Annotated in this window: 19 protein-coding genes; 4 read left to right on the top strand and 15 right to left on the bottom strand. The window is 64.3% G+C overall.

The annotated features are described in order from the left end of the window. Window positions 1-79 precede the first annotated feature (79 nt). The 8 genes from BLS61_RS07335 to BLS61_RS07300 all read right to left on the bottom strand — a co-directional run bounded on the left by BLS61_RS07335 (window position 80) and on the right by BLS61_RS07300 (window position 7077). Entirely contained in the window at window positions 80-496 is a 417-nt protein-coding gene (locus tag BLS61_RS07335; protein WP_090429420.1) for a DUF4426 domain-containing protein, read from the bottom strand. Between the two features lie 21 nt (window positions 497-517). Further along, window positions 518-1138, bottom strand: coding sequence for a methionine biosynthesis protein MetW (gene metW, locus BLS61_RS07330; RefSeq protein ID WP_090429418.1), 621 nt, complete (start codon window positions 1136-1138; stop codon window positions 518-520). A gap of 2 nt (window positions 1139-1140) precedes the next feature. Beyond that, the gene (gene metX / locus BLS61_RS07325) at window positions 1141-2280 is read right to left on the bottom strand and encodes a homoserine O-succinyltransferase MetX (protein ID WP_090429416.1); all 1140 of its coding nucleotides are present in this window, start codon (window positions 2278-2280) and stop codon (window positions 1141-1143) included. 210 nt (window positions 2281-2490) lie between these two features. Continuing rightward, window positions 2491-4467: a dynamin family protein gene (locus tag BLS61_RS07320; protein ID WP_090429414.1), complete on the bottom strand. Its 1977-nt coding sequence runs from the start codon at window positions 4465-4467 to the stop codon at window positions 2491-2493. A 182-nt stretch (window positions 4468-4649) separates the two neighbouring features. Then, a complete protein-coding gene (locus tag BLS61_RS07315; RefSeq protein WP_090429412.1) occupies window positions 4650-4940 on the bottom strand; it encodes a DUF167 domain-containing protein in 291 nt (96 codons plus the stop codon). A 4-nt stretch (window positions 4941-4944) separates the two neighbouring features. Further along, entirely contained in the window at window positions 4945-5538 is a 594-nt protein-coding gene (locus BLS61_RS07310) for a YggT family protein (RefSeq protein ID WP_024309838.1), read from the bottom strand. Window positions 5539-5548: 10 nt separating this feature from the next. After that, window positions 5549-6367 carry a pyrroline-5-carboxylate reductase gene (proC, locus tag BLS61_RS07305; RefSeq protein WP_090429409.1) on the bottom strand — a complete coding sequence of 273 codons (819 nt, stop codon included), beginning with the start codon at window positions 6365-6367 and terminating at the stop codon, window positions 5549-5551. A gap of 17 nt (window positions 6368-6384) precedes the next feature. Then, entirely contained in the window at window positions 6385-7077 is a 693-nt protein-coding gene (locus BLS61_RS07300) for a YggS family pyridoxal phosphate-dependent enzyme (protein WP_090429408.1), read from the bottom strand. 75 nt (window positions 7078-7152) lie between these two features. Here BLS61_RS07300 and pilT point away from each other — a divergent pair, with 75 nt between their 5' ends. Both pilT and BLS61_RS07290 read left to right on the top strand, forming a co-directional pair. Next, window positions 7153-8187, top strand: coding sequence for a type IV pilus twitching motility protein PilT (gene pilT, locus BLS61_RS07295; protein ID WP_090429406.1), 1035 nt, complete (start codon window positions 7153-7155; stop codon window positions 8185-8187). Between the two features lie 127 nt (window positions 8188-8314). Next, on the top strand, window positions 8315-9460 hold the full coding sequence (locus BLS61_RS07290) for a PilT/PilU family type 4a pilus ATPase (protein WP_090429404.1): 1146 nt from the start codon (window positions 8315-8317) through the stop codon (window positions 9458-9460). On the opposite strand, the gene BLS61_RS07285 is transcribed toward BLS61_RS07290, so the two are convergent. Both BLS61_RS07285 and BLS61_RS07280 read right to left on the bottom strand, forming a co-directional pair. Further along, window positions 9426-10313 carry a TIGR03915 family putative DNA repair protein gene (locus BLS61_RS07285; RefSeq protein WP_090429884.1) on the bottom strand — a complete coding sequence of 296 codons (888 nt, stop codon included), beginning with the start codon at window positions 10311-10313 and terminating at the stop codon, window positions 9426-9428. The genes BLS61_RS07290 and BLS61_RS07285 overlap by 35 nt on opposite strands. Continuing rightward, complete coding sequence (locus BLS61_RS07280) at window positions 10313-11524, bottom strand: putative DNA modification/repair radical SAM protein (RefSeq protein ID WP_090429403.1); 1212 nt, start codon at window positions 11522-11524, stop codon at window positions 10313-10315. The genes BLS61_RS07285 and BLS61_RS07280 overlap by 1 nt, the downstream gene beginning before the upstream one ends. 147 nt (window positions 11525-11671) lie before the next feature. On the opposite strand from BLS61_RS07280, the gene BLS61_RS07275 reads away from it, so the two are divergent. Beyond that, entirely contained in the window at window positions 11672-12070 is a 399-nt protein-coding gene (locus tag BLS61_RS07275; protein WP_090429401.1) for an NINE protein, read from the top strand. A gap of 124 nt (window positions 12071-12194) precedes the next feature. Here BLS61_RS07275 and ntrC read toward each other — a convergent pair whose 3' ends face one another. The 5 genes from ntrC to glnA all read right to left on the bottom strand — a co-directional run bounded on the left by ntrC (window position 12195) and on the right by glnA (window position 17854). Then, a complete protein-coding gene (gene ntrC / locus BLS61_RS07270; protein ID WP_090429399.1) occupies window positions 12195-13628 on the bottom strand; it encodes a nitrogen regulation protein NR(I) in 1434 nt (477 codons plus the stop codon). After that, the gene (glnL, locus tag BLS61_RS07265) at window positions 13625-14713 is read right to left on the bottom strand and encodes a nitrogen regulation protein NR(II) (protein WP_090429398.1); all 1089 of its coding nucleotides are present in this window, start codon (window positions 14711-14713) and stop codon (window positions 13625-13627) included. The genes ntrC and glnL overlap by 4 nt, the downstream gene beginning before the upstream one ends. A gap of 265 nt (window positions 14714-14978) precedes the next feature. After that, window positions 14979-15593, bottom strand: a complete 615-nt coding sequence (locus BLS61_RS07260) for a DUF4124 domain-containing protein (protein WP_090429396.1) — start codon at window positions 15591-15593, stop codon at window positions 14979-14981. A gap of 5 nt (window positions 15594-15598) precedes the next feature. Then, window positions 15599-16165: a DUF4124 domain-containing protein gene (locus BLS61_RS07255; protein ID WP_090429394.1), complete on the bottom strand. Its 567-nt coding sequence runs from the start codon at window positions 16163-16165 to the stop codon at window positions 15599-15601. A gap of 282 nt (window positions 16166-16447) precedes the next feature. After that, window positions 16448-17854 carry a glutamate--ammonia ligase gene (gene glnA, locus BLS61_RS07250; protein WP_004373746.1) on the bottom strand — a complete coding sequence of 469 codons (1407 nt, stop codon included), beginning with the start codon at window positions 17852-17854 and terminating at the stop codon, window positions 16448-16450. Window positions 17855-18183: 329 nt separating this feature from the next. On the opposite strand from glnA, the gene thiI reads away from it, so the two are divergent. Beyond that, entirely contained in the window at window positions 18184-19638 is a 1455-nt protein-coding gene (gene thiI / locus BLS61_RS07245) for a tRNA uracil 4-sulfurtransferase ThiI (protein WP_090429392.1), read from the top strand. Window positions 19639-19659: the final 21 nt, after the last annotated feature.

Raw genomic sequence — 19659 nt, 5'->3', positions numbered from 1 at the left:
CGCCCCGCCGCGAATCAGGATGAAAGCTTCGCCCCCGGGGCGGGGCTCCTACGCAAAGACGCCGGCAGCGCTTGCGGCATCAGTCATCCGGGAACATTTCCTGGTTGAAGGTGATGCGCTGCGTGTTGTCGCCCTGACGCACGTCGAGGGTGAAGCTGATTATCTCGCGGCTGGAGAAGGGGAACTGCGCCAGGTAGTAGATGGCGCCGCTCTCGGTGACCTGCCTGAAGGTCAGCGCGGTGCTCTGTCCCAGCAGGTTCTTCACCTGGCCGCTGACCTGCGCGGTGCTGGCCTTGCCCGCCTTGAGCACGGCGACGTTGACCACGCCCTGGGTCTTGCTGCGCACCAGGCCGGCCGCTGCGGCGATGTCTGGCTGGATGAAGCTGGAATTGAACACGCTGTAGTGCACGTCGAGGTCGCCGAAGCTTTGCTTGCGTTCGGCGGCGGCCGGCAGGGCCAGGCACAGGGCGATCAGAAAGGGGATGATGCGACGCATGATGGTTCTCCTCGGGCAGGTTCAGACCGCGACGCGGTGGGCTGCGAGATCCGCTCCGCGGATGCGGTAGATGCCGATCTCACCCAACAGATTAGGCCAGGCACGGCTGGCCCAGCCATGGCGGTGGTCGCGGTCCACGGCCAGGCGTTCCTCCACTCGCGCACCCTGGGCGTGACATAGACGCTCGAAGTCCTCGAAGGTGCAGAAGTGGATATTCGGCGTGTTGTACCAGGTGTAGGGCAGGAAGTCCGACACCGGCATGCGGCCCTTGGTGGTCAGGTACCAGCGGCAGCGCCAGTGGCCGAAGTTGGGGAAGGTGATGATGCAGGTCTTGCCGACGCGCAGCATCTCGGCCAGCACCTTGTCCGGGTAGTGCAGCGCCTGCAGCGACTGGGTCATGACCACCACGTCGAAGCTGTTGCTGGCGAAGTTGCCCAGGCCCAGGTCGAGGTTCTGCTCGATGACGTTGACGCCGCGCTCGATGCACAGGGCGATCTTGTCCGGGTCGATTTCCAGGCCGTAGCCGGAAACCTGCTTGTTGTCGCGCAGCCAGGCGAGCAGTTCGCCGTCGCCGCAGCCCAGGTCGAGCACGCGGCTGCCCGGGGCGATCCATTCCTGGATGATGTCCAGATCCGCTCGCATGCTCATACCTCGATTCGCTTCATGTAGCTGCCGAATGCCTGCAGGTAACGCGGGATCGGCATGAGGAAGGCGTCGTGACCCTGCGGTGCGTCGATCTCCAGGTAGCAGACGTTCTTCTTCGCCGCCAGCAGCGCGTCGACGATCTCCCGCGAGCGGGCGGGGGAGAAGCGCCAGTCGGTGGTGAAGGACATCAGGCAGAAGTCCGCCTTGGCCACGGCCAGGGTCCTGGCCAGGTCGCCATCGTGGGCGGCGGCCGGGTCGAAGTAGTCCAGGGCCTTGGTCATCAGCAGGTAGGTATTGGCGTCGAAGCGTCCGGAGAATTCCTCGCCCTGGTAGCGCAGGTAGCTTTCCACCTGGAACTCGACGCTGTGGAAGTCGTAGTTGAGCTTCTCGCTCTTCAGACCGCGGCCGAATTTCTCGCCCATGGCGTCATCGGACAGGTAGGTGATATGGCCGACCATGCGCGCCAGCATCAGCCCGCGCTTGGGAATCACGCCCTGCTCCTGGAAATGCCCGCCATGGAATTCCGGGTCGGTGAGAATCGCCTGGCGCGCCACCTCGTTGAAGGCGATGTTCTGCGCCGACAGCTTGGGGGCCGAGGCGATGGTCAGGCAGTGGCGCACGCGCTCGGGGTAGCTGATGGTCCACTGCAGGGCCTGCATGCCACCCAGGCTGCCGCCGATCACCGCCGCCCATTGCTCGATGCCGAGTACATCGGCCAGGCGTGCCTGGCTATGCACCCAGTCTTCCACGGTCATCACCGGGAAATCCGCGCCATAAGGCTTGCCGGTGGCCGGGTTGGTGCTGCTGGGGCCGGTGGAGCCGTTGCAGCCGCCGAGGTTGTTGAGGCTGACGACGAAGAACTTGTTGGTGTCGATGGGCTTGCCGGGGCCGATGCAGCTGTCCCACCAGCCGGGCTTGCGATCATCCGGGCTGTGGTAGCCGGCGGCATGATGATGGCCGGACAGGGCGTGGCAGATCAGCACGGCATTGCTGCGCGCGGCATTCAGCTCGCCGTAGGTTTCGACGACCAGTTCGTACTCGGCCAGGCTGCGCCCGCAGGCCAGCGCCAGCGGCTCGCTGAAACGAAATACCTGGGGGCTGACCAGGCCGACGGAATCTTCGGGAAAGGCAGTGGGCATGGACGTGGCTAACGAATCGGAGGAGGGCGCCAGTCTAAAGAGCGGTGACCCGAGCGGCAAGCGAGCGGTCTGGTCTCCCCTCTCCCGCTTGCGGGAGAGGGGCAGGGGAGAGGGTCTATCTACCTGGCGTCTCCGAGTCGCCCGAATCACCCTCTCCCCAGCCCTCTCCCATGAATGGGAGAGGGGGCAAAGCGTGCATGAATATAGGATTTACAGACTTTGCGGGCGCGCCGCCACCGGCAGGCTGACCACCTTGCCCTGGCGTTGCACTGGAGCCGGGCGGCGCAGCACGCGGAGCATGTCGCTGGCCAGGGCCAGCTGTTGCTCCAGCTCTTCGCGGTAGCGCGCCAGTTGCTGGCTGCGTTTGCGCGTCTGCTGGGTTTCCTGGGCCAGCGCCTTGAGGCGCAGCATGTGGCTTTCCAGCATCTGCTTGTGCTCCAGGGTGTGCTGCATCAGCGGCATCAGCGCATCGGCGGCCCACTGCTCGGCGTCCAGGCGCAGGCGCTGGTGCAGGCCGATCACTTCCTGGGCCAGGGTGGCGAAGAAGCGTCGGGTCAGGCTGCGCTGTTCGGTGAGCAGGGTCTTCACATGCAGGCGGAACTGATCGCCCTTGTCCTGCAGTTTCTTCAGCTCGCGCAAATAGCGCTGGATCCTGAACTGCGGCGCATCGACGCCACCCAGCGGGTTGTCTTCGTTATGCCGGCGATAAATGGCGGCGACCATCTTGTTGGCCATCTCCGCTTCGTGCTGCAGGTTGTGCAGGTCCTGCTCGACGGCACGGAAGAAATGCAGGATGGCCTGGTTGATGCCGAGGGTGGTCCAGCTGCCGGTGAGGTTGCGGCGCACCTCGCTCAGGTGTTGTTCCAGGCGCTCGGCGCGCGCGGCGTGGCGCAGCAGCTGACCCTGGCGTTGCAGCAGGCGCTGGTTGGTCTTGAGGCTCAGCAGGCGCTTGTGATGCTGAGTGTGGTCTTCCTTGGTCTTGGCGGTCAGCTCGAACAGCAACTGGCCGTTGTCCTGCTGGTGATTGCCGAGCAGGGCCAGTTGTTCGCTGACCTTCTCCAGGCGCAGGTTGAGTACGTGTTGGCTGTTGTTCAGCAGCGCCAGGACCTGACGCACCACCTGATCTTCGATCAGGCGTTCCTTCTGCGCGACGATGCGCTCGCACAGCAGGTTCTCCAGGTTGGCCATCTGGCTGCGTGCCAGCAGTTCTTCGTCCTTGCGCACCTTGGCCAGCAGCGCCTGCTTGGCCGACAGCGGCAGCACGTCCTGCTTGGCGATGCCCAGCTGTTTGGCGGTGGCGCCCTGGATCTGGCTGATGGCGTTCTGCACGAAGGTTTCGCCGGCCAGGTCGTCCCACAGTACGTCGATCTTGTTCAGCACGGCGAACAGGCAGGTCTGGGTGTCTTCGTCGAGCTGGCGAATGTGCTGCTGCCAGATGCTCATGTCGCTGGCGGTCACGCCGGTATCGGCGGAGAGCAGGAAGATGATCGCCTGGGCGTTGGGCAGCATCGACAGGGTCAGCTCCGGCTCGCTGCCCAGCGCGTTGAGGCCGGGCGTGTCGAGAATGCGCAGGCCCTGGCGCAGCAGCGGGTGGTCGAAGTTGACCATGGCGTGGCGCCAGGCCGGCACCAGCACCTGGCCGCGCTTGCCGGTGCCTTCGAGCATATCCGGGTGGAAGCCGAGCTGGATCGCCTGTTCCACGGCCATGGGTTTGGTCTTGGCCACCTGGCTGAAGGCCAGGGCCATGTTGGCTGGGTCGCTGGTATCCAGCGGAATGTTCACCCAGTGCCGGGGAATACGTTTGAACTGTGCGACGCTGGCCGAAGCGGTGCGGGTCTCGATCGGCAGCAGGCGAATGTAGGGGCGTTCCGAACGCGGGTCGAAGAACAGCTCGGTCGGGCACATGGTGGTGCGCCCGGCATGCGAAGGCAGCATGCGCTGGCCGTATTCGGAGAAGAACAGGCTGTTGATCAGCTCGGTCTTGCCGCGCGAGAACTCGCCGACGAAGGCCAGGGTGATGTGGTCGGTACGGAGGATCTTCAGTGCGCGTTCGAGCTTGGCCTGAACCGCCTCGGAGTTGAGTCGGTTGTGCTCCAGCCAACTGCGATAGCGCGTGATTTCGCGCATCAGTTCGCGTTTCCAGGCGACGTAGGCGTCAACCTGCTGGCTGAGACGTTCCATGCTCATCCTGGCTCTCCTCTCGGCAAGTTCATCCACTTGCTGGGGTTGCATGACGGTTGGGTTGGGTGTGCCGCCAGGAAGCACGGCATTGCGCGAGAACAGCCTGCATTATGCGAGCTGCAAGGCGGCCGTCAATTGGCCACTTCTACAGTCCCGCCTTATGGTCGGCTGTGGTGGCTGAATGGTCGTCATAGGCGCTGCAGGCCGGGAATCGGCGGCAGGCTCTGTGGGGCGCGAATGCGCAGGCGTTTCTGCCGATTGAGTTCGCCGCTTTCCAGGCTCACCTGGCTCTTGGCCACGCCGAACGCCTTGGCCAGGAAGGCCAGCAGATGGGCGTTGGCCTTGCCATCGACCGGCGGGGCGGTGAGACGGATCTTCAGCCGCTCACCATGCAGCCCGGCGAACTCGTCCTTGCTCGCCTTGGGCTGCAGGCGACAGTCGAGGATCAGGTCCTCGCCGTCCCAGCGAAAGTAGCTCACGCTATCAAAGGAAGGGGCTGAGCATCGGCGGCAGGCCGGTGGAGGCGGCCAGAGCGCCGATGACGAAGCGGTCGATCAGGTTGATGGTGATGAAGGCGAAGATCGGCGAGATATCCAGGCCGCCGAGGTTCGGCAGCAGCTTGCGAAACGGTGCCAGCAGCGGCTCGCAAATCTGGTTCACCAGTTGCGCGCCAGGGTTGTAGCTGCCTGGGGCGACCCAGGAGAGGATCACGCTGATGATCAGGGCGAAGAAGAACACCTTGAGGAACAGCGAGGTCACGCCGATCACCGACCACACCAGCAACTGCGCAATGAAACCGCCGACGTTGTAGCCCATCAGGGTCAGGGTGACGACCATCAGCAGCAGCTGCACCAGGATGGCCAGCACCAGCGAGGCCAGGTCCAGCCCGGCGAAGCCCGGGATGATGCGCCGCAGCGGCGTCAGCAGCGGCTGGGTGGCCTTGACGATGAACTGGCTCAGCGGATTGTAGAAGTCGGCGCGCACCAGCTGCAGGATGAAGCGCAGCAGCACGATCAGCAGATACAGGCTGCCCAGGGTCTGGATGATATAGATGAGGGCTTCGATGAGTCCGGACATGTGTGCTTCCTTATTGACCCAGTTGTTCGGCGAGTTCGGCCGAGCGATTGGCGGCGGCGTTGAGCGCCTGTTGTACCAGCGCTTCGAAGCCGCCGGCCTGGAAGGTTTTGATCGCCGCTTCGGTGGTTCCGTTCGGCGAGGTCACACGGCGACGCAATTCGGCGGCATCGACATCGCTCTCGCTGGCCATGCGCGCGGCGCCCAGTGCGGTCTGGATGCTCAGGCGGGCGGCGGTTTCACGCGGCAGGCCGAGCTGCTCGCCGGCCGCAGTCATCGCTTCGATCAGCAGGAAGAAATAGGCCGGGCCACTGCCGGACACCGCGGTAACGGCGTCGAGCTGGGCTTCTTCATCCAGCCACAGGGCCAGGCCGACGGCGCTCAGCACCTGTTCGGCCTGGGCCTTCTGTGCGGCGCTGACGCGCGGATTGGCGAACAGGCCGGATACACCCTGGCGCAGCAGCGCCGGCGTGTTGGGCATGCAGCGCACCACCGGATGTTCGCCCAGCCAGTTTTCCAGGCTGGCGCAGCTGATGCCGGCGGCGATGGAGATGATCACCTGGTTGGCGGACAGGTGCGGCGCCAGATCCAGGCACACCGCCTTCATCACCTGCGGCTTGACCGCCAGCACGATCAGCTCGGCGCCTTTGATGGCCTCGCCGTTGTCGGCGAAGGTGGCGATGCCGTGCTCCTGCTGCAGGCGCGCGCGCTGCTCGCCGCCAGGCTCGCTGGCGCGGATGGCACTGGCCGCCACGCCCTGGGCGCGCAGGCCGCCAATCAGGCTGGCGGCCATGTTGCCGGCGCCGACGAAGGCGATGATCGGGTTGCTCATTACGGGAATTCCTTCATTCAGTGAGTGGGCTGGCCGTAGTCGCGGGCGCCGAACAGGGCAGTGCCGATGCGCACCCAGGTGGCACCCTCGGCGATGGCGGCTTCCAGGTCATGACTCATGCCCATGGACAGGGTATCGAGGTCGAGCGCCAGGTCATCGCGCAACTGGCGCAGGCGGGCGAAGGCGGCATGTTGCGCGGCGACGTCGTCGGTGGGTTCGGGAATCGCCATCAGCCCGCGCAGCTTGAGGTTGGGCAGGGCGCTAACGGCTCTGGCCAGCTCCGGCAGTTCCTCCGGGCTGCAGCCGGATTTGCTGTCCTCAGCGCTGACGTTGACCTGCAGACAGATATTCAGCGGCGCCAGGTGCGCGGGGCGCTGGTCGGACAGGCGTTGGGCGATTTTCAGGCGATCCACGGAGTGCACCCAGTCGAAGTGCTCGGCGATGGGCCGGGTCTTGTTCGACTGAATGGGGCCGATGAAGTGCCAGATCAAGGCCAGGTCGCTCAGCGCAGCCTGCTTTTCCAGGGCTTCCTGCAGGTAGTTCTCGCCGAAATCGCGCAGGCCGGCGGCGTGCGCTTCGCGGATGGCGTCGGCCGGTTTGGTCTTGCTCACCGCCAGCAGGCCGATGTCAGCCAAATTGCGCTGCGAGGCTTGCGCCGCCTCACGGATACGCGCTCCGACCTTTGCAATATTCTCTGCTATCGTGGACATTACCTGCGCTCTACAAAGCCCGACCTTTAGAGGGTTCGCGGCATTCTACCTGCTTGCTTGTAATTGGGGAGTCCCATGGATATCACTGAGCTGCTCGCCTTCAGCGCCAAGCAAGGTGCGTCGGATTTGCACCTCTCGGCGGGTCTGCCGCCGATGATCCGCGTCGACGGCGATGTGCGCCGCATCAACCTGCCGCCGCTGGATCACAAGCAGGTACACGCGCTGATCTACGACATCATGAACGACAAGCAGCGCAAGGATTACGAAGAGTTCCTCGAGACCGACTTCTCCTTCGAGGTGCCGGGCGTGGCGCGCTTCCGGGTCAACGCCTTCAACCAGAACCGTGGTGCCGGTGCGGTGTTCCGTACCATTCCCTCGAAAGTGCTGACCATGGAAGACCTGGGCATGGGTGAGGTGTTCCGCAAGATCACCGACGTGCCGCGCGGCCTGGTGCTGGTCACCGGCCCCACCGGTTCGGGCAAGTCGACCACCCTGGCGGCGATGCTCGACTACCTCAACAGCAACAAGTACCACCATATCCTCACCATCGAGGACCCCATCGAATTCGTTCACGAGTCGAAGAAGTGCCTGGTCAACCAGCGTGAGGTGCACCGCGACACCCACGGCTTCTCCGAAGCGCTGCGCTCGGCCCTGCGTGAAGACCCGGACATCATCCTGGTGGGCGAGATGCGCGACCTGGAAACCATCCGCCTGGCGCTGACCGCCGCGGAAACCGGTCACCTGGTATTCGGCACCCTGCACACCACCTCGGCGGCCAAGACCATCGACCGTGTCGTCGACGTGTTCCCTGCCGAAGAGAAATCCATGGTCCGTTCGATGCTCTCCGAATCGCTGCAGGCGGTGATCTCGCAGACCCTGCTGAAGAAGATCGGCGGCGGTCGCGTGGCGGCGCACGAAATCATGATCGGCACCCCGGCCATCCGTAACCTGATCCGCGAGGACAAGGTGGCGCAGATGTATTCGGCGATCCAGACCGGCGGCGCCCTGGGCATGCAGACCCTCGATGCGTGCCTGAAGACGCTGGTGTCCAAAGGTCTTATCAGCCGCGACAGTGCGCGCGAGAAGGCCAAGAGCCCGGAAAACTTCTAGGAACTGGTGTAGGAGCGAGCCCTGCTCGCGAAGCTTTTGGCTTCACCCTGTTCGCGAGCAGAGCTCGCTCCTACGATTAGGCAGACGGCTGCCGAACGGCATTGCACACGAAGCTGCGAGAACGACGATGGAATTCGAAAAACTGTTGCGCCTGATGGTCGAAAAAGGCGGTTCCGACCTGTTCATCACCGCCGGCGTGCCGCCGTCGATGAAGGTCAATGGCAAGATCATGCCGGTGACCAAGAACGCCATGTCGCCGGAGCAGACCCGCGAAACCGTGCTGGGTGTGATGAACGAAGCGCAGCGCCGCGACTTTGCCGAGAACCACGAGTGCAACTTCGCCATCAGCGCCCGTGGCATCGGTCGTTTCCGCGTCAGTGCCTTCTACCAGCGCAACCTGGTGGGCATGGTGCTGCGCCGCATCGAGACCAACATCCCCACCATCGACGACCTCAAGCTGCCGGAGATTCTCAAGAAGCTGGCGCTGACCAAGCGCGGCCTGGTGCTGTTCGTCGGTGCCACCGGTACCGGCAAGTCCACCTCGCTGGCGGCGATGATCGGCTACCGCAACAAGAACAGCAGCGGCCACATCATCTCCATCGAAGACCCGATCGAATACATCCACCAGCACCAGAACTGCATCGTCACCCAGCGCGAGGTGGGCATCGACACCGAGTCTTTCGAGGTGGCGCTGAAGAACACCCTGCGTCAGGCGCCGGACGTGATCCTCATCGGTGAGGTGCGGACCCGCGAGACCATGGACCATGCCGTGGCCTTCGCCGAAACCGGTCACCTGTGCCTGGCCACCCTGCACGCCAACAACGCCAACCAGGCGCTGGATCGCATCATCAACTTCTTCCCGGCCGACCGGCAGAACCAGGTGTGGATGGACCTGTCGCTCAACCTCAAGGCCATCGTCGCCCAGCAGCTGGTGCCGACCCCGGACGGCAAGGGCCGTCGCGCGGTGATCGAGGTGCTGATCAACACCCCGCTGGCCGCCGACCTGATCCGCAAGGGAGAGGTGCACGAGCTCAAGGGCCTGATGAAACGCTCCACCGAGCAGGGCATGCAGACCTTCGACCAGGCGCTGTACAACCTCTACACCCAGGGCGAGATCACTTATGAAGACGCGCTGCTCTACGCCGACTCGGCCAACGACCTGCGCCTGATGATCAAGCTCGGTTCGGAAACCGACGGCGATCACCTGACCAGCATGGCCCAGGGCCTGGCGCTGGAGGTCAGCGAGGAAGATCCGGGGCGTCGCTTCCGCTGACGCTGCCTGACGGGGGACGCACTGCGTCCCCTTCGTTTATCTGGGCGATGCGTTTGCCCTTTCTGCCGGCCAGCACCAATGCCTGGCCATCGCGCTGCGCGCCGGCGCGCGCTTCGCTCATCAGTTGCGGAATCAGCGGGCCTTCCGGCAGGTGCTTCCAGAAGCGCACTGGCAAATGCTGCTGCATCACCGTGCGGTTAAGGCGCGCCGGGTTGAAGGTGCTGCCGTAATAGGCGCGCCAAAGGGCCTGGCCATCATCCTCGGGCTGCCGTGCCCAGGCTTGCCACTGCACCGGGCAGTGGCGCTCGTGCTGTAGACGCTGGCCATCCCAGAACACGCCATCGCGCGGCGTGGCGATCAGCCAACTGTGCTTGCCCAGGCGCTCGGCGAAATGGCCGCTGGCCGACGCCAGGATGTCGTGCGCCGGCTCGAACCAGGCGACGAAATCCGGCGCGCCCTGCGCCTTGCTTGGCTGAAAGCGCACGAAGGCATGCAGGTGATGCGCCTCGCGGCGCACCGCCTTGAGTCGCCGATGCAGCTCGCTACCGTCGGGATCGCCGGCCAGCACCGCGCTGCGCTCGCCCTGCACGAAGCGCCAGAGCACGCGGTAGAGCAGGCTCCAGCGCTCCTCGCCGCAGTACTGCGCGGCGCTTTCCAGCAGCTCCAGCAGTTCGGGCGATACGCGCAGGCGACCATTGGGTTCCGGCGCGCGTTCGGCGGGTTGATCGAACAGGCCGGGCGCCGCTTCTTCGTCCAGCCACTGCAGCTGATGCGGTGCCAGGCCTTGCAACAATGCGCGGCGCGCGGCCTGGCGCCAGGTGGCGAAGGTGCCGTCGAAGCGCAGGCTGTGCATCACCACAGGGCCATCTGCGCCGGGGTGTCGCGCAACTGCTGGCGCAGCACCTGGGATTCGTGTTCGGCCCGCGGTGGCCGGTAATCCTGAGTGACGATGAAGGGCTTGGCCTTTTCCAGCACGCAGCGCAGGCGGGTCAGATCCTCATAGCGGATGCGCCGTTCTCGCCGCAGCGCGCCCAGGCGCCTGGCGCTGAGTACGCCGATACCGGGCACGCGGGCGATCAGCGACTCGTCGGCGCGGTTCAGGTCCACCGGGAACTGCTCGCGGTTTGCCAGGGCCCAGGCCAGCTTGGGGTCGATATCCAGCGCCAGGTTGCCGGGGCCGGCCAATAGCTCCGTGGCGCTGAATCCGTAGCCGCGCATAAGGAAATCGGCCTGGTAGAGGCGATGCTCGCGCAGCAGGGGCGGTGCCTCGAACGGCACGGTTTTCGGGCTTTGCGGGATGGGGCTGAAGGCCGAGTAGTAGACGCGGCGCAGGCGATAGTCCTGATACAGGCTCTGCGCGTTGTGCAGGATGGTGCTGTCGTCGGTGGCGTCGGCGCCGACGATCATCTGCGTGCTCTGCCCGGCCGGGGCGAAGCGCGGCGCGCGGCGTTCTTCCTGGGCCTCGCGTTCGCCCTGGTGGATGCTGTGCATGGCCTGGTGAATGCTGTCGACGTTCTTTTCCGGCGCCAGGCGCACCAGGCTGGTCTCGGTGGGCAGTTCGATATTGACGCTGAGGCGGTCGGCATACAGCCCGGCCTCGGCGATCAGCTCCGGTGCCGCATCGGGGATGGTCTTCAGATGAATGTAGCCGCGGAACTGGTGCTCCTGGCGCAGCAGCTTGGCGACGCGGATCAGCTGCTCCATGGTGTAGTCGGCCGAGCGGATGATGCCTGAGCTGAGGAACAGGCCGCTGATGCAGTTGCGTTTGTAGAAGTCCAGGGTCAGGGTGACCACTTCCTCGGGGGTGAAGCGCGCCCGTGGCACGTCGCTGGAGCGGCGGTTGATGCAGTACTGGCAGTCGTACAGGCAGAAGTTGGTCAGCAGGATCTTCAGCAGCGCCACGCAGCGCCCGTCCGGCGTGTAGCTGTGGCAGATGCCCATGCCGTTGGTCGAGCCGATGCCGTCCTTGCCCTTGGAGCTGCGCTTGGGCGCGCCGCTGCTGGCGCAGGAGGCATCGTACTTGGCGGCGTCGGCGAGGATGGTGAGCTTGTCGATCAATTGCATGGCAGGCGATATCTATACTGTTTTTTTATACAGTATATGGGCGTCGTACAGCTATCAAGCCATTCGTTGAGTTGCACCGCCTCGCCGCAGATGAAACCTTCACTCGGCGCGCAGCGTCATAGCTGCATCTCGCACAAGGAGTTCGCCATGCAACGACAGGACACCCATAGCAAGCTGATCGGCTACCTGCTGTGGATCTTCGGTTTTCTCGGTTCGCACCGTTTCTATTACGGCAAGCCGGTGACCGGCACCATCTGGTTCTTCACCCTCGGTCTGCTGTTCATCGGCTGGATCATCGACCTGTTCCTGATCCCCTCGATGGATCGCGAGGCGGACCTGCGCTTCACCGCCGGCGATACCGACTACAACGTCGCCTGGATCCTGCTGACCTTCCTCGGCGTGTTCGGGGTGCACCGCATGTATCAGGGCAAGTGGATCACCGGGATCCTCTACCTGCTGACCGGCGGCCTGTTCCTGATCGGCGTGCTCTACGACTTCTGGACGCTCAATACGCAGATCTCGATCAAGAACGCGCAGCGCGGTTGATCGGGCGGCGACAATTGGCGGTGCGCACGGCGCACCCTACGGGCGTCGCGTCGTAGCCCGGATGCAATCCGGGGAAATGAAAAGGGCATCCCATGGGATGCCCTTTTTCGTAATGCTGGCGGGATCAGTCGTCGCTGTCGTCGTCGTCCGCGCCGTCGACCTTCATCCCCAGTTCCTTGATCTTGCGCGTCAGGGTGTTGCGGCCCCAACCCAGCAGCAGGGCGGCGTCGCGGCGGCGGCCAGCGGTGTGCTTGAGCGCGGTCTCGATCATGATGCGTTCGAAGGCCGGCACGGCGCTGTCGAGCAGGTTGGACTGGCCGCGGGCCAGGGCCTGGTCGGCCCACAGGCGCAGCGCCTGTTCCCAGTTGGTCACCGGTGCGGCGTCCTGCGGCTGGGTCAGCAGCTCCGGCGGCAGGTCGTCGACATGCACTTCACGGCCCGAGGCCATGACGGTGATCCAGCGGCAGGTGTTCTCCAGCTGGCGCACGTTGCCCGGCCAGGGCAGGTGCTTGAGGTAATCCTCGGTTTCGCTCTTGAGCAACTTGGGTTCCACCGCCAGCTCCTGGGCGGCGCGGGCGAGGAAGTGGTGAGCCAGGGTGGGGATGTCCTCGCGGCGGTCGGCCAGGCGCGGAATGTGGATGCGGATGACGTTGAGGCGGTGGAACAGGTCTTCGCGGAACTTGCCGGCCTGCACCAGGGTTTCCAGGTTCTGGTGGGTGGCGGCGATGATGCGCACGTCCACCTTCACCGGGGTGTGGCCGCCGACGCGGTAGAACTCGCCGTCGGCCAATACGCGCAGCAGGCGGGTCTGGGTGTCGGCCGGCATGTCGCCGATCTCGTCGAGGAACAGGGTGCCGCCATCGGCCTGTTCGAAGCGGCCGCGGCGCTGGTTGGCGGCGCCGGTGAAGGCGCCTTTCTCGTGGCCGAACAGCTCGGATTCCATCAGGTCCTTGGGAATGGCCGCCATGTTCAGCGCGATGAAGGGCGCGGCCGCGCGCGGGCTGTGGCGGTGCAGGGCATGGGCCACCAGCTCCTTGCCGGTGCCGGATTCGCCGTTGATCAGCACGGTGATATTGGAGTGGGACAGGCGGCCGATGGCGCGGAACACCTCCTGCATCGCCGGCGCCTCGCCGATGATTTCCGGGGTGCGTGCCTGCGCAGCGGGCGCGGCCAGGCTCTGCTGTTCCTGGGCGTGCTGAAAGGCGCGCTTGACCAGCGACACGGCTTCGTCGACGTCGAACGGCTTGGGCAGGTATTCGAAGGCGCCGCCCTGGTAGCTGGCCACCGCGCTGTCCAGGTCCGAATGCGCGGTCATGATGATCACCGGCAGGCGCGGGTACAGCTCGCGGATGCGTGCCAGCAGGTCGAGGCCGCTGGCGCCGGGCATGCGGATGTCGGAGATGATCACGTCCGGCTGCTGGCGGGTCAGGCGGGCGAGTACACCGTCGGCACTGTCGAAACTCTGGGTGGTCATGCCTTCCTGTTGCAGGGCCTTTTCCAGGACCCAGCGGATGGAACGATCGTCGTCGACAATCCAGACGGTTTCACTGCGGCTCATGGCGTGGGCGCTCCTTGTTCCAGCGGCAGGAAGATCGAGAACACGGTGTGGCCGGGGTGGCTCTCGCACTCGATCAGGCCCTGGTGCTGACTGATGATGTTCTGGGTGATGGCCAGGCCCAGGCCGGTGCCGTCGGCACGCCCGCTGACCATGGGATAGAAGATGGTTTCCTGCAGCTCCGGCGGAATGCCGGGGCCGTTGTCGATGATCTCGACCTTGACCACCAGGCGGTGGCGCGTGTGGCCGATGGTGAACTGGCGCAGGGTACGGGTGCGCAGGCTGATGCGCCCAAGCCCCATGTCGTGCTTCTGCCCGGCGATGGCCTGCATGGCGTTCCGCACGATGTTGAGTACGGCCTGGATCATCTGCTCGCGGTCGATCAGCAGGTCCGGGATGCTTGGGTCATAGTCGCGCACCAACGTGATGCTGCCTTGCGCTTCCGCCTCGATCAGGTTGGCGACGCGCTCGAGCACCTCGTGCACGTTGGTCATCGCCAGCGACGGCAGCTTGTTCGAGCCGAGCATGCGGTCGACCAGGTTACGCAGGCGGTCGGCCTCTTCGATGATGACGTTGGTGTAGTCCTTGAGCTCTTCGTTGGGCAGCTCGCGCGATAGCAGCTGGGCGGCGCCACGGATGCCGCCGAGCGGATTCTTGATCTCGTGGGCCAGGCCGCGCACCAGCAGTTTGGTGGTCTCCTGCTTGGACAGCTGCGCCTCTTCCTTGGTGATGCGCAGCAGGCGGTCGCGTGGGTGCACTTCCAGCAGCAGCAGGGTCTCGCCCTTGCTGAACAGCGGCGTCACCGCGTAGTCCACGGTCAGCGTCTGGCCGGTGACCGAGGTCAGCACCGCTTCACGCTTGTTGAACGGATGCGCCTGCTCCACCGCCTGGCGCAAGGATGACAGTGCTTCGGGCGATTCGGTGAACAGGTCGCTGATGAACTGACCGTGGCTGCGCTGGCCGCTGACGGCCAGGAGCATTTCCGCCGCCGGGTTCATGTACTCAAGGCACAACTGGCTGTTGAGCAGCAGGGTGGCGGTGGTCAGGTTGTCGAGTAGCAGGCGGTGCAGCGCGTCGTTGATGGTCATAGGCAGTGCGTTCCGGCGATGGGCAGGAAAATGCAAGAAGCAAACCAAGGCCCCGAAAAGACGCATTTTTTGTGATCTGCCTCCCTGGCGGCCCTTCTTTGGGCCGTCGTACGGGGCGCCAAAAATGGCTTGCGGCTATTTGTGACGCGACCTGCTCGGGTCTTGCGGGTGCTGCGACAAGGCTGGGCGGCGAAAAGCGACCCAAAACAGGGAGAGCTTAGGAGGTGGTGCGTTCGATTGCACCATTAAGGTGCAATCGACTGTTTCAGAAGAACGGAAGGATGCTGACGTCTTCCTTGGGCTTGTCCTTCAGCGGGCATTCGGGGCGAACGCCGTAGTCGTCCTTCTTGCAGGGATTGATCTTGCGCTTCTGCGCCAGGGTCATGCGGTGCATGTGGAAGGGCTGCGCGGGGGTGCGCTCGACGATGAGGCCCGCCGAATCGATGATTTCCGCCACCAGTTGGTGCGTGCCGCGATCGACATGGCGCAGGGAGAACACCGGGCTGCGGCTGGTTTCACCCTGCGGTTCGCCGTCGAGCAGCAGCCGGTAGCTGTGGCCGGGCAGCAGGCCCGGCTCGCTGCTGAGGGTGACGATCATGTCCCCGGAACCGTTGTGGATCGAGGCGTCCGGCTCAGGCACGAGGATACGCAGCAGCTGGTAGTGCACGGTCGGTTTGGTCACGGCAGGCGGGGCCATGTGCACCGTGGGTTTGGGCTGGTTCAGCTGCACGCTGTTGGAAGGCGCCAGCATTACCCGCTCGGCATTGCTGCTGCGGGGTTTGTCGGTGAATACGCGGTTACCTTCCGCGTCGATGTAGGTGTAGACCTGAGCCGAAGCTGCTTGGGTGATGAGCAGCAGGCAGAGCAGCAATGTACGCATCGTGATCAGTTCGCAGGCCTTGGGGTCGGACGCGGTGGCGTTACAGGGGGGCGGGCAGGGCTGTTGACGCTGATGCGCTGCACGGTGAAGGTCTCGGTGGCGCTCTGCTGGACGATGCGTTCGCCGGCGACGACCGCCACCGCCAGGCTGTGCTCGCCGCGGTCGACATTGGTCAGTTGCAGGCTGGGTACGTTGCTCGCCTGGCCGTAGGGCTCGCCGTCGAGGATCAGGCGCAGGCGATGGCCCGGCTGCAGGCGTGGCTCGATGCTGACGCTGACGATGAAGGTGCCGTTGTTGGCGCGCATGGCTTCCTCGTCCGGAATGCCGGTCAGGCGCAGCACCGAATAGGGCGCCTCGCTCTGCGTCGAACTGTTGCCAGGGGCATCGGCCGGCATCTTGGGGGTCTGCATCTCGACCGTATTGGTCGGCGGCAGGTCGACGCTTTCGGCCGCCGTACCGTCCGGCGGCTGGTTGGTGAACACCGTATTGCCGTTGGCGTCGGTGTACTTGTAGATCTGCGCGCTGGCCGGCAGGGCCAGGACGAGCAGCAGGCAGGCGAGTAATGGGCGCATGGGCCGGTCCTTCCTCGGGTGGTGCCCTAAGCCTTGCACTGCTATGGGTTCCTGGCAAGCGCGGGGCGCCGTGGCTGTGATGTTTGGCTACAAATCGGTTCGGGCCATGGGGCCGCCCAGGCTGTGCGCATCCTATTCTGCAGATTCTCCGGCGCTCTGGCTCTCTGGCGCTGTGGCTATCGGTGCGCGCGGCGCACCCTGCAGGTGGGAAATGAAAAAAGCCCCGCCAGGCAGAGCCGGGCGGGGCTTTCGAACGCGCCGCATGAGGCGGCGCAAACTGGCTTAGACGCTGTAGTACAGGTCGTATTCCAGCGGGTGCACGAAGGTGCGCACCTTGATTTCTTCTTCGGATTTCAGCTCGATGTAGGCATCGATGAAGTCGTCGGAGAACACGCCGCCCTTGGTCAGGAACGCACGGCCCTTGTCCAGCTCTTCCAGGGCTTCCTTCAGGCTGCCGCACACCTGCGGGATCAGCTTGCCTTCTTCCGGCGGCAGATCGTACAGGTTCTTGTCGGCTGCATCGCCCGGGTGGATCTTGTTCTGGATACCGTCGATACCGGCCATCAGCAGGGCAGCGAAGGCCAGGTAGGGGTTGGCAGCCGGGTCCGGGAAGCGCGCTTCGATACGGCGGGCTTTCGGGCTGGCAACGTAGGGGATGCGGATCGAGGCGCTGCGGTTGCGAGCCGAGTAGGCCAGCATGACCGGTGCTTCGAAGCCCGGAACCAGACGCTTGTAGGAGTTGGTCGACGGGTTGGTGAAGCCGTTCAGGGCCTTACCGTGCTTGATGATGCCGCCGATGAAGTACAGAGCGGTCTCGGACAGACCGGCATAGCCTTCGCCTGCGAAGGTGTTCTTGCCGTCCTTGGAGATCGACATGTGCACGTGCATGCCCGAACCGTTGTCGCCATACAGCGGCTTCGGCATGAAGGTAGCGGTCTTGCCGTAGGCATCGGCGACGTTGTGCACGCAGTACTTCAGGGTCTGAACTTCGTCAGCCTTGGCCACCAGGGTGTTGAACTTCACGCCGATTTCGTTCTGACCGGCAGTGGCCACTTCGTGGTGGTGCACTTCGACGACCAGGCCCATCTCTTCCATGGCGTTGCACATGGCGGTACGGATTTCGTGGTCGTGGTCGCACGGCGGAACCGGGAAGTAACCGCCCTTGACGGCCGGGCGGTGGCCCTTGTTGCCGCCTTCGACATCGCCGTCGGTCATCCAGGAGCCTTGCTCGGAGTAGATCTTGAACATCGAGCCGGAGATGTCGGACTTGAACTTCACTTCGTCGAAGATGAAGAACTCGGGCTCCGGGCCTACGAATACGGTGTCACCGATGCCGGTGGTTTTCAGGAACTCTTCGGCGCGCTTGGCGATGGAGCGCGGGTCGCGATCGTAGCCCTGCATGGTGCTCGGCTCGATGATGTCGCAGACCAGGATCAGGGTCGGTTCTTCGGTGAACGGGTCCAGCACGGCGGTGTCGTCCACCGGCATCAGGATCATGTCGGAGGCTTCGATGCCTTTCCAGCCATGGATGGAGGAGCCGTCGAACATCTTGCCGTGCTCGAAGAAATCTTCGTCCAGGGCGTCACGGGCCGGCATGGTCACGTGGTGCTGCTTGCCCTTGGTGTCGGTGAAGCGCAGGTCTACCCACTTCACGTCGTGTTCTTTGATCAGTTGAACAGCCTTAGACATGTTGTCCTCCAGGTGGAAAAGGCTCGCTTCGTGGAGCCCCGATATATGCGGTGAAGCCCGGCGGGATAGTCCTTCAGGGCGACCTGCCTCACAAGGGAGCAAATTGCATGCCAGTGCCCTTTATTGGGCAGAAGCCGCGAAACTCAGGCGCTACGCCGCCTGGACGGCAAATTCGCATGGATATTTGCACCATTTGAGGGCTGCAAAATATCGCAAAGACCTATTTTGGTGCGCTGTGTGAGTGTTGAAGTATTTTTGGTCAAAGCTTGAGCAATTTCCGCTATAATCCGCGCCCCTGTTTTTTCGTCCCCCAAGCGGGCGGCCTATTCATGAAGCTGATCGTCAAAGTTTTCCCGGAAATCACCATCAAGAGTCGCCCGGTGCGCAAGCAGTTCATCCGCCAGTTGGGGAAGAACATCCGCGCCGTGCTGCGCGATCTTGACCCCGAGCTGCGGGTCACCGGTGTCTGGGACAACCTGGAGGTCGAGACCGACCAGAACGATCCCAAGCTGCTCGCCGAGATGACCGAACGCCTGCGCAACACGCCGGGCATCGGCCTGTTCCTCGAGGTCAACGAATACCCGCTGGGCGATCTGGACGAGATCACCGAGCACTGCAAGCGCCACTACGCCGACCAGTTGCCGGGCAAGATCTTCGCCGTGCGCTGCAAACGCGGCGGCAAGCACGCGTTTTCCTCCATCGACGTCGAGCGCCATGTCGGTTCGCGCCTGCGCCAGGAGTGCGGTGCCGCCGGCATCGACCTGAAGAAGCCGGAAGTCGAAGTGCGCATGGAGATCCGCGACCAGCGCCTGTTCGTGGTGCACAACCGCCACGAAGGCCTGGGCGGCTACCCGCTCGGTTCGCTGGAACAGACCCTGGTGCTGATGAGCGGCGGCTTCGACTCCACCGTGGCGGCCTATCAGATGATGCGTCGCGGCCTGGTCAGCCACTTCTGCTTCTTCAATCTCGGCGGCCGTGCCCACGAGCTGGGCGTGATGGAAGTGGCGCACTACATCTGGCAGAAGTTCGGCCGCTCGCAGCGGGTGCTGTTCGTCAGCGTGCCGTTCGAGGAGGTGGTCGGCGAGATCCTGTCCAAGGTCGACAACAGCCAGATGGGCGTGATCCTCAAGCGCATGATGCTGCGTGCCGCCACTCGTGTGGCGGAAAATCTGCAGATCGAGGCGCTGGTCACCGGTGAGGCGATCAGCCAGGTATCCAGCCAGACCCTGACCAACCTGGCAGTGATCGATTCGGCCACCGACATGCTGGTGATGCGCCCGCTGATCGCCAGCCACAAGCAGGACATCATCGACACCGCCACGCAGATCGGCACCGCCGAATTCGCCAAGAACATGCCCGAGTACTGCGGCGTGATCTCGGTCAACCCGACTACCAGGGCCCGTGGCTACCGCATCGAGCACGAGGAGGCGCAGTTCGACATGGCCATCCTCGATCGCGCCCTGGAGCGCGCCACCCAGTTGCCCATCGATCGGGTGATCGACGAGCTGGGCAAGGACGTGCAGGTCGAGGAAGTGCGCGAGGCCCTGGCCGGGCAGATCGTCATCGACATCCGCCACCCCGATGCCGCCGAAGACGAGCCGCTGGACGTGCCTGGCGTCGAGGTGCAGGCGCTGCCGTTCTACGCGCTGAACAACAAATTCAAGGAACTGGATGAGAACCGCCAGTACCTGCTCTATTGCGACAAGGGCGTCATGAGTCGCCTGCATGCCCATCACCTGCTGAGCGAGGGGCATGCCAATGTGCGCGTTTATCGTCCGGCATAGGACGCCGGGGCTCAATGGCGG

The sequence above is a fragment of the Ectopseudomonas guguanensis genome (assembly GCF_900104265.1).
Classification (GTDB): domain Bacteria; phylum Pseudomonadota; class Gammaproteobacteria; order Pseudomonadales; family Pseudomonadaceae; genus Aquipseudomonas; species Aquipseudomonas guguanensis.
Note: the sequence above shows the minus strand (reverse complement) of the source record. Positions and strands in the feature narration are given on the sequence as shown.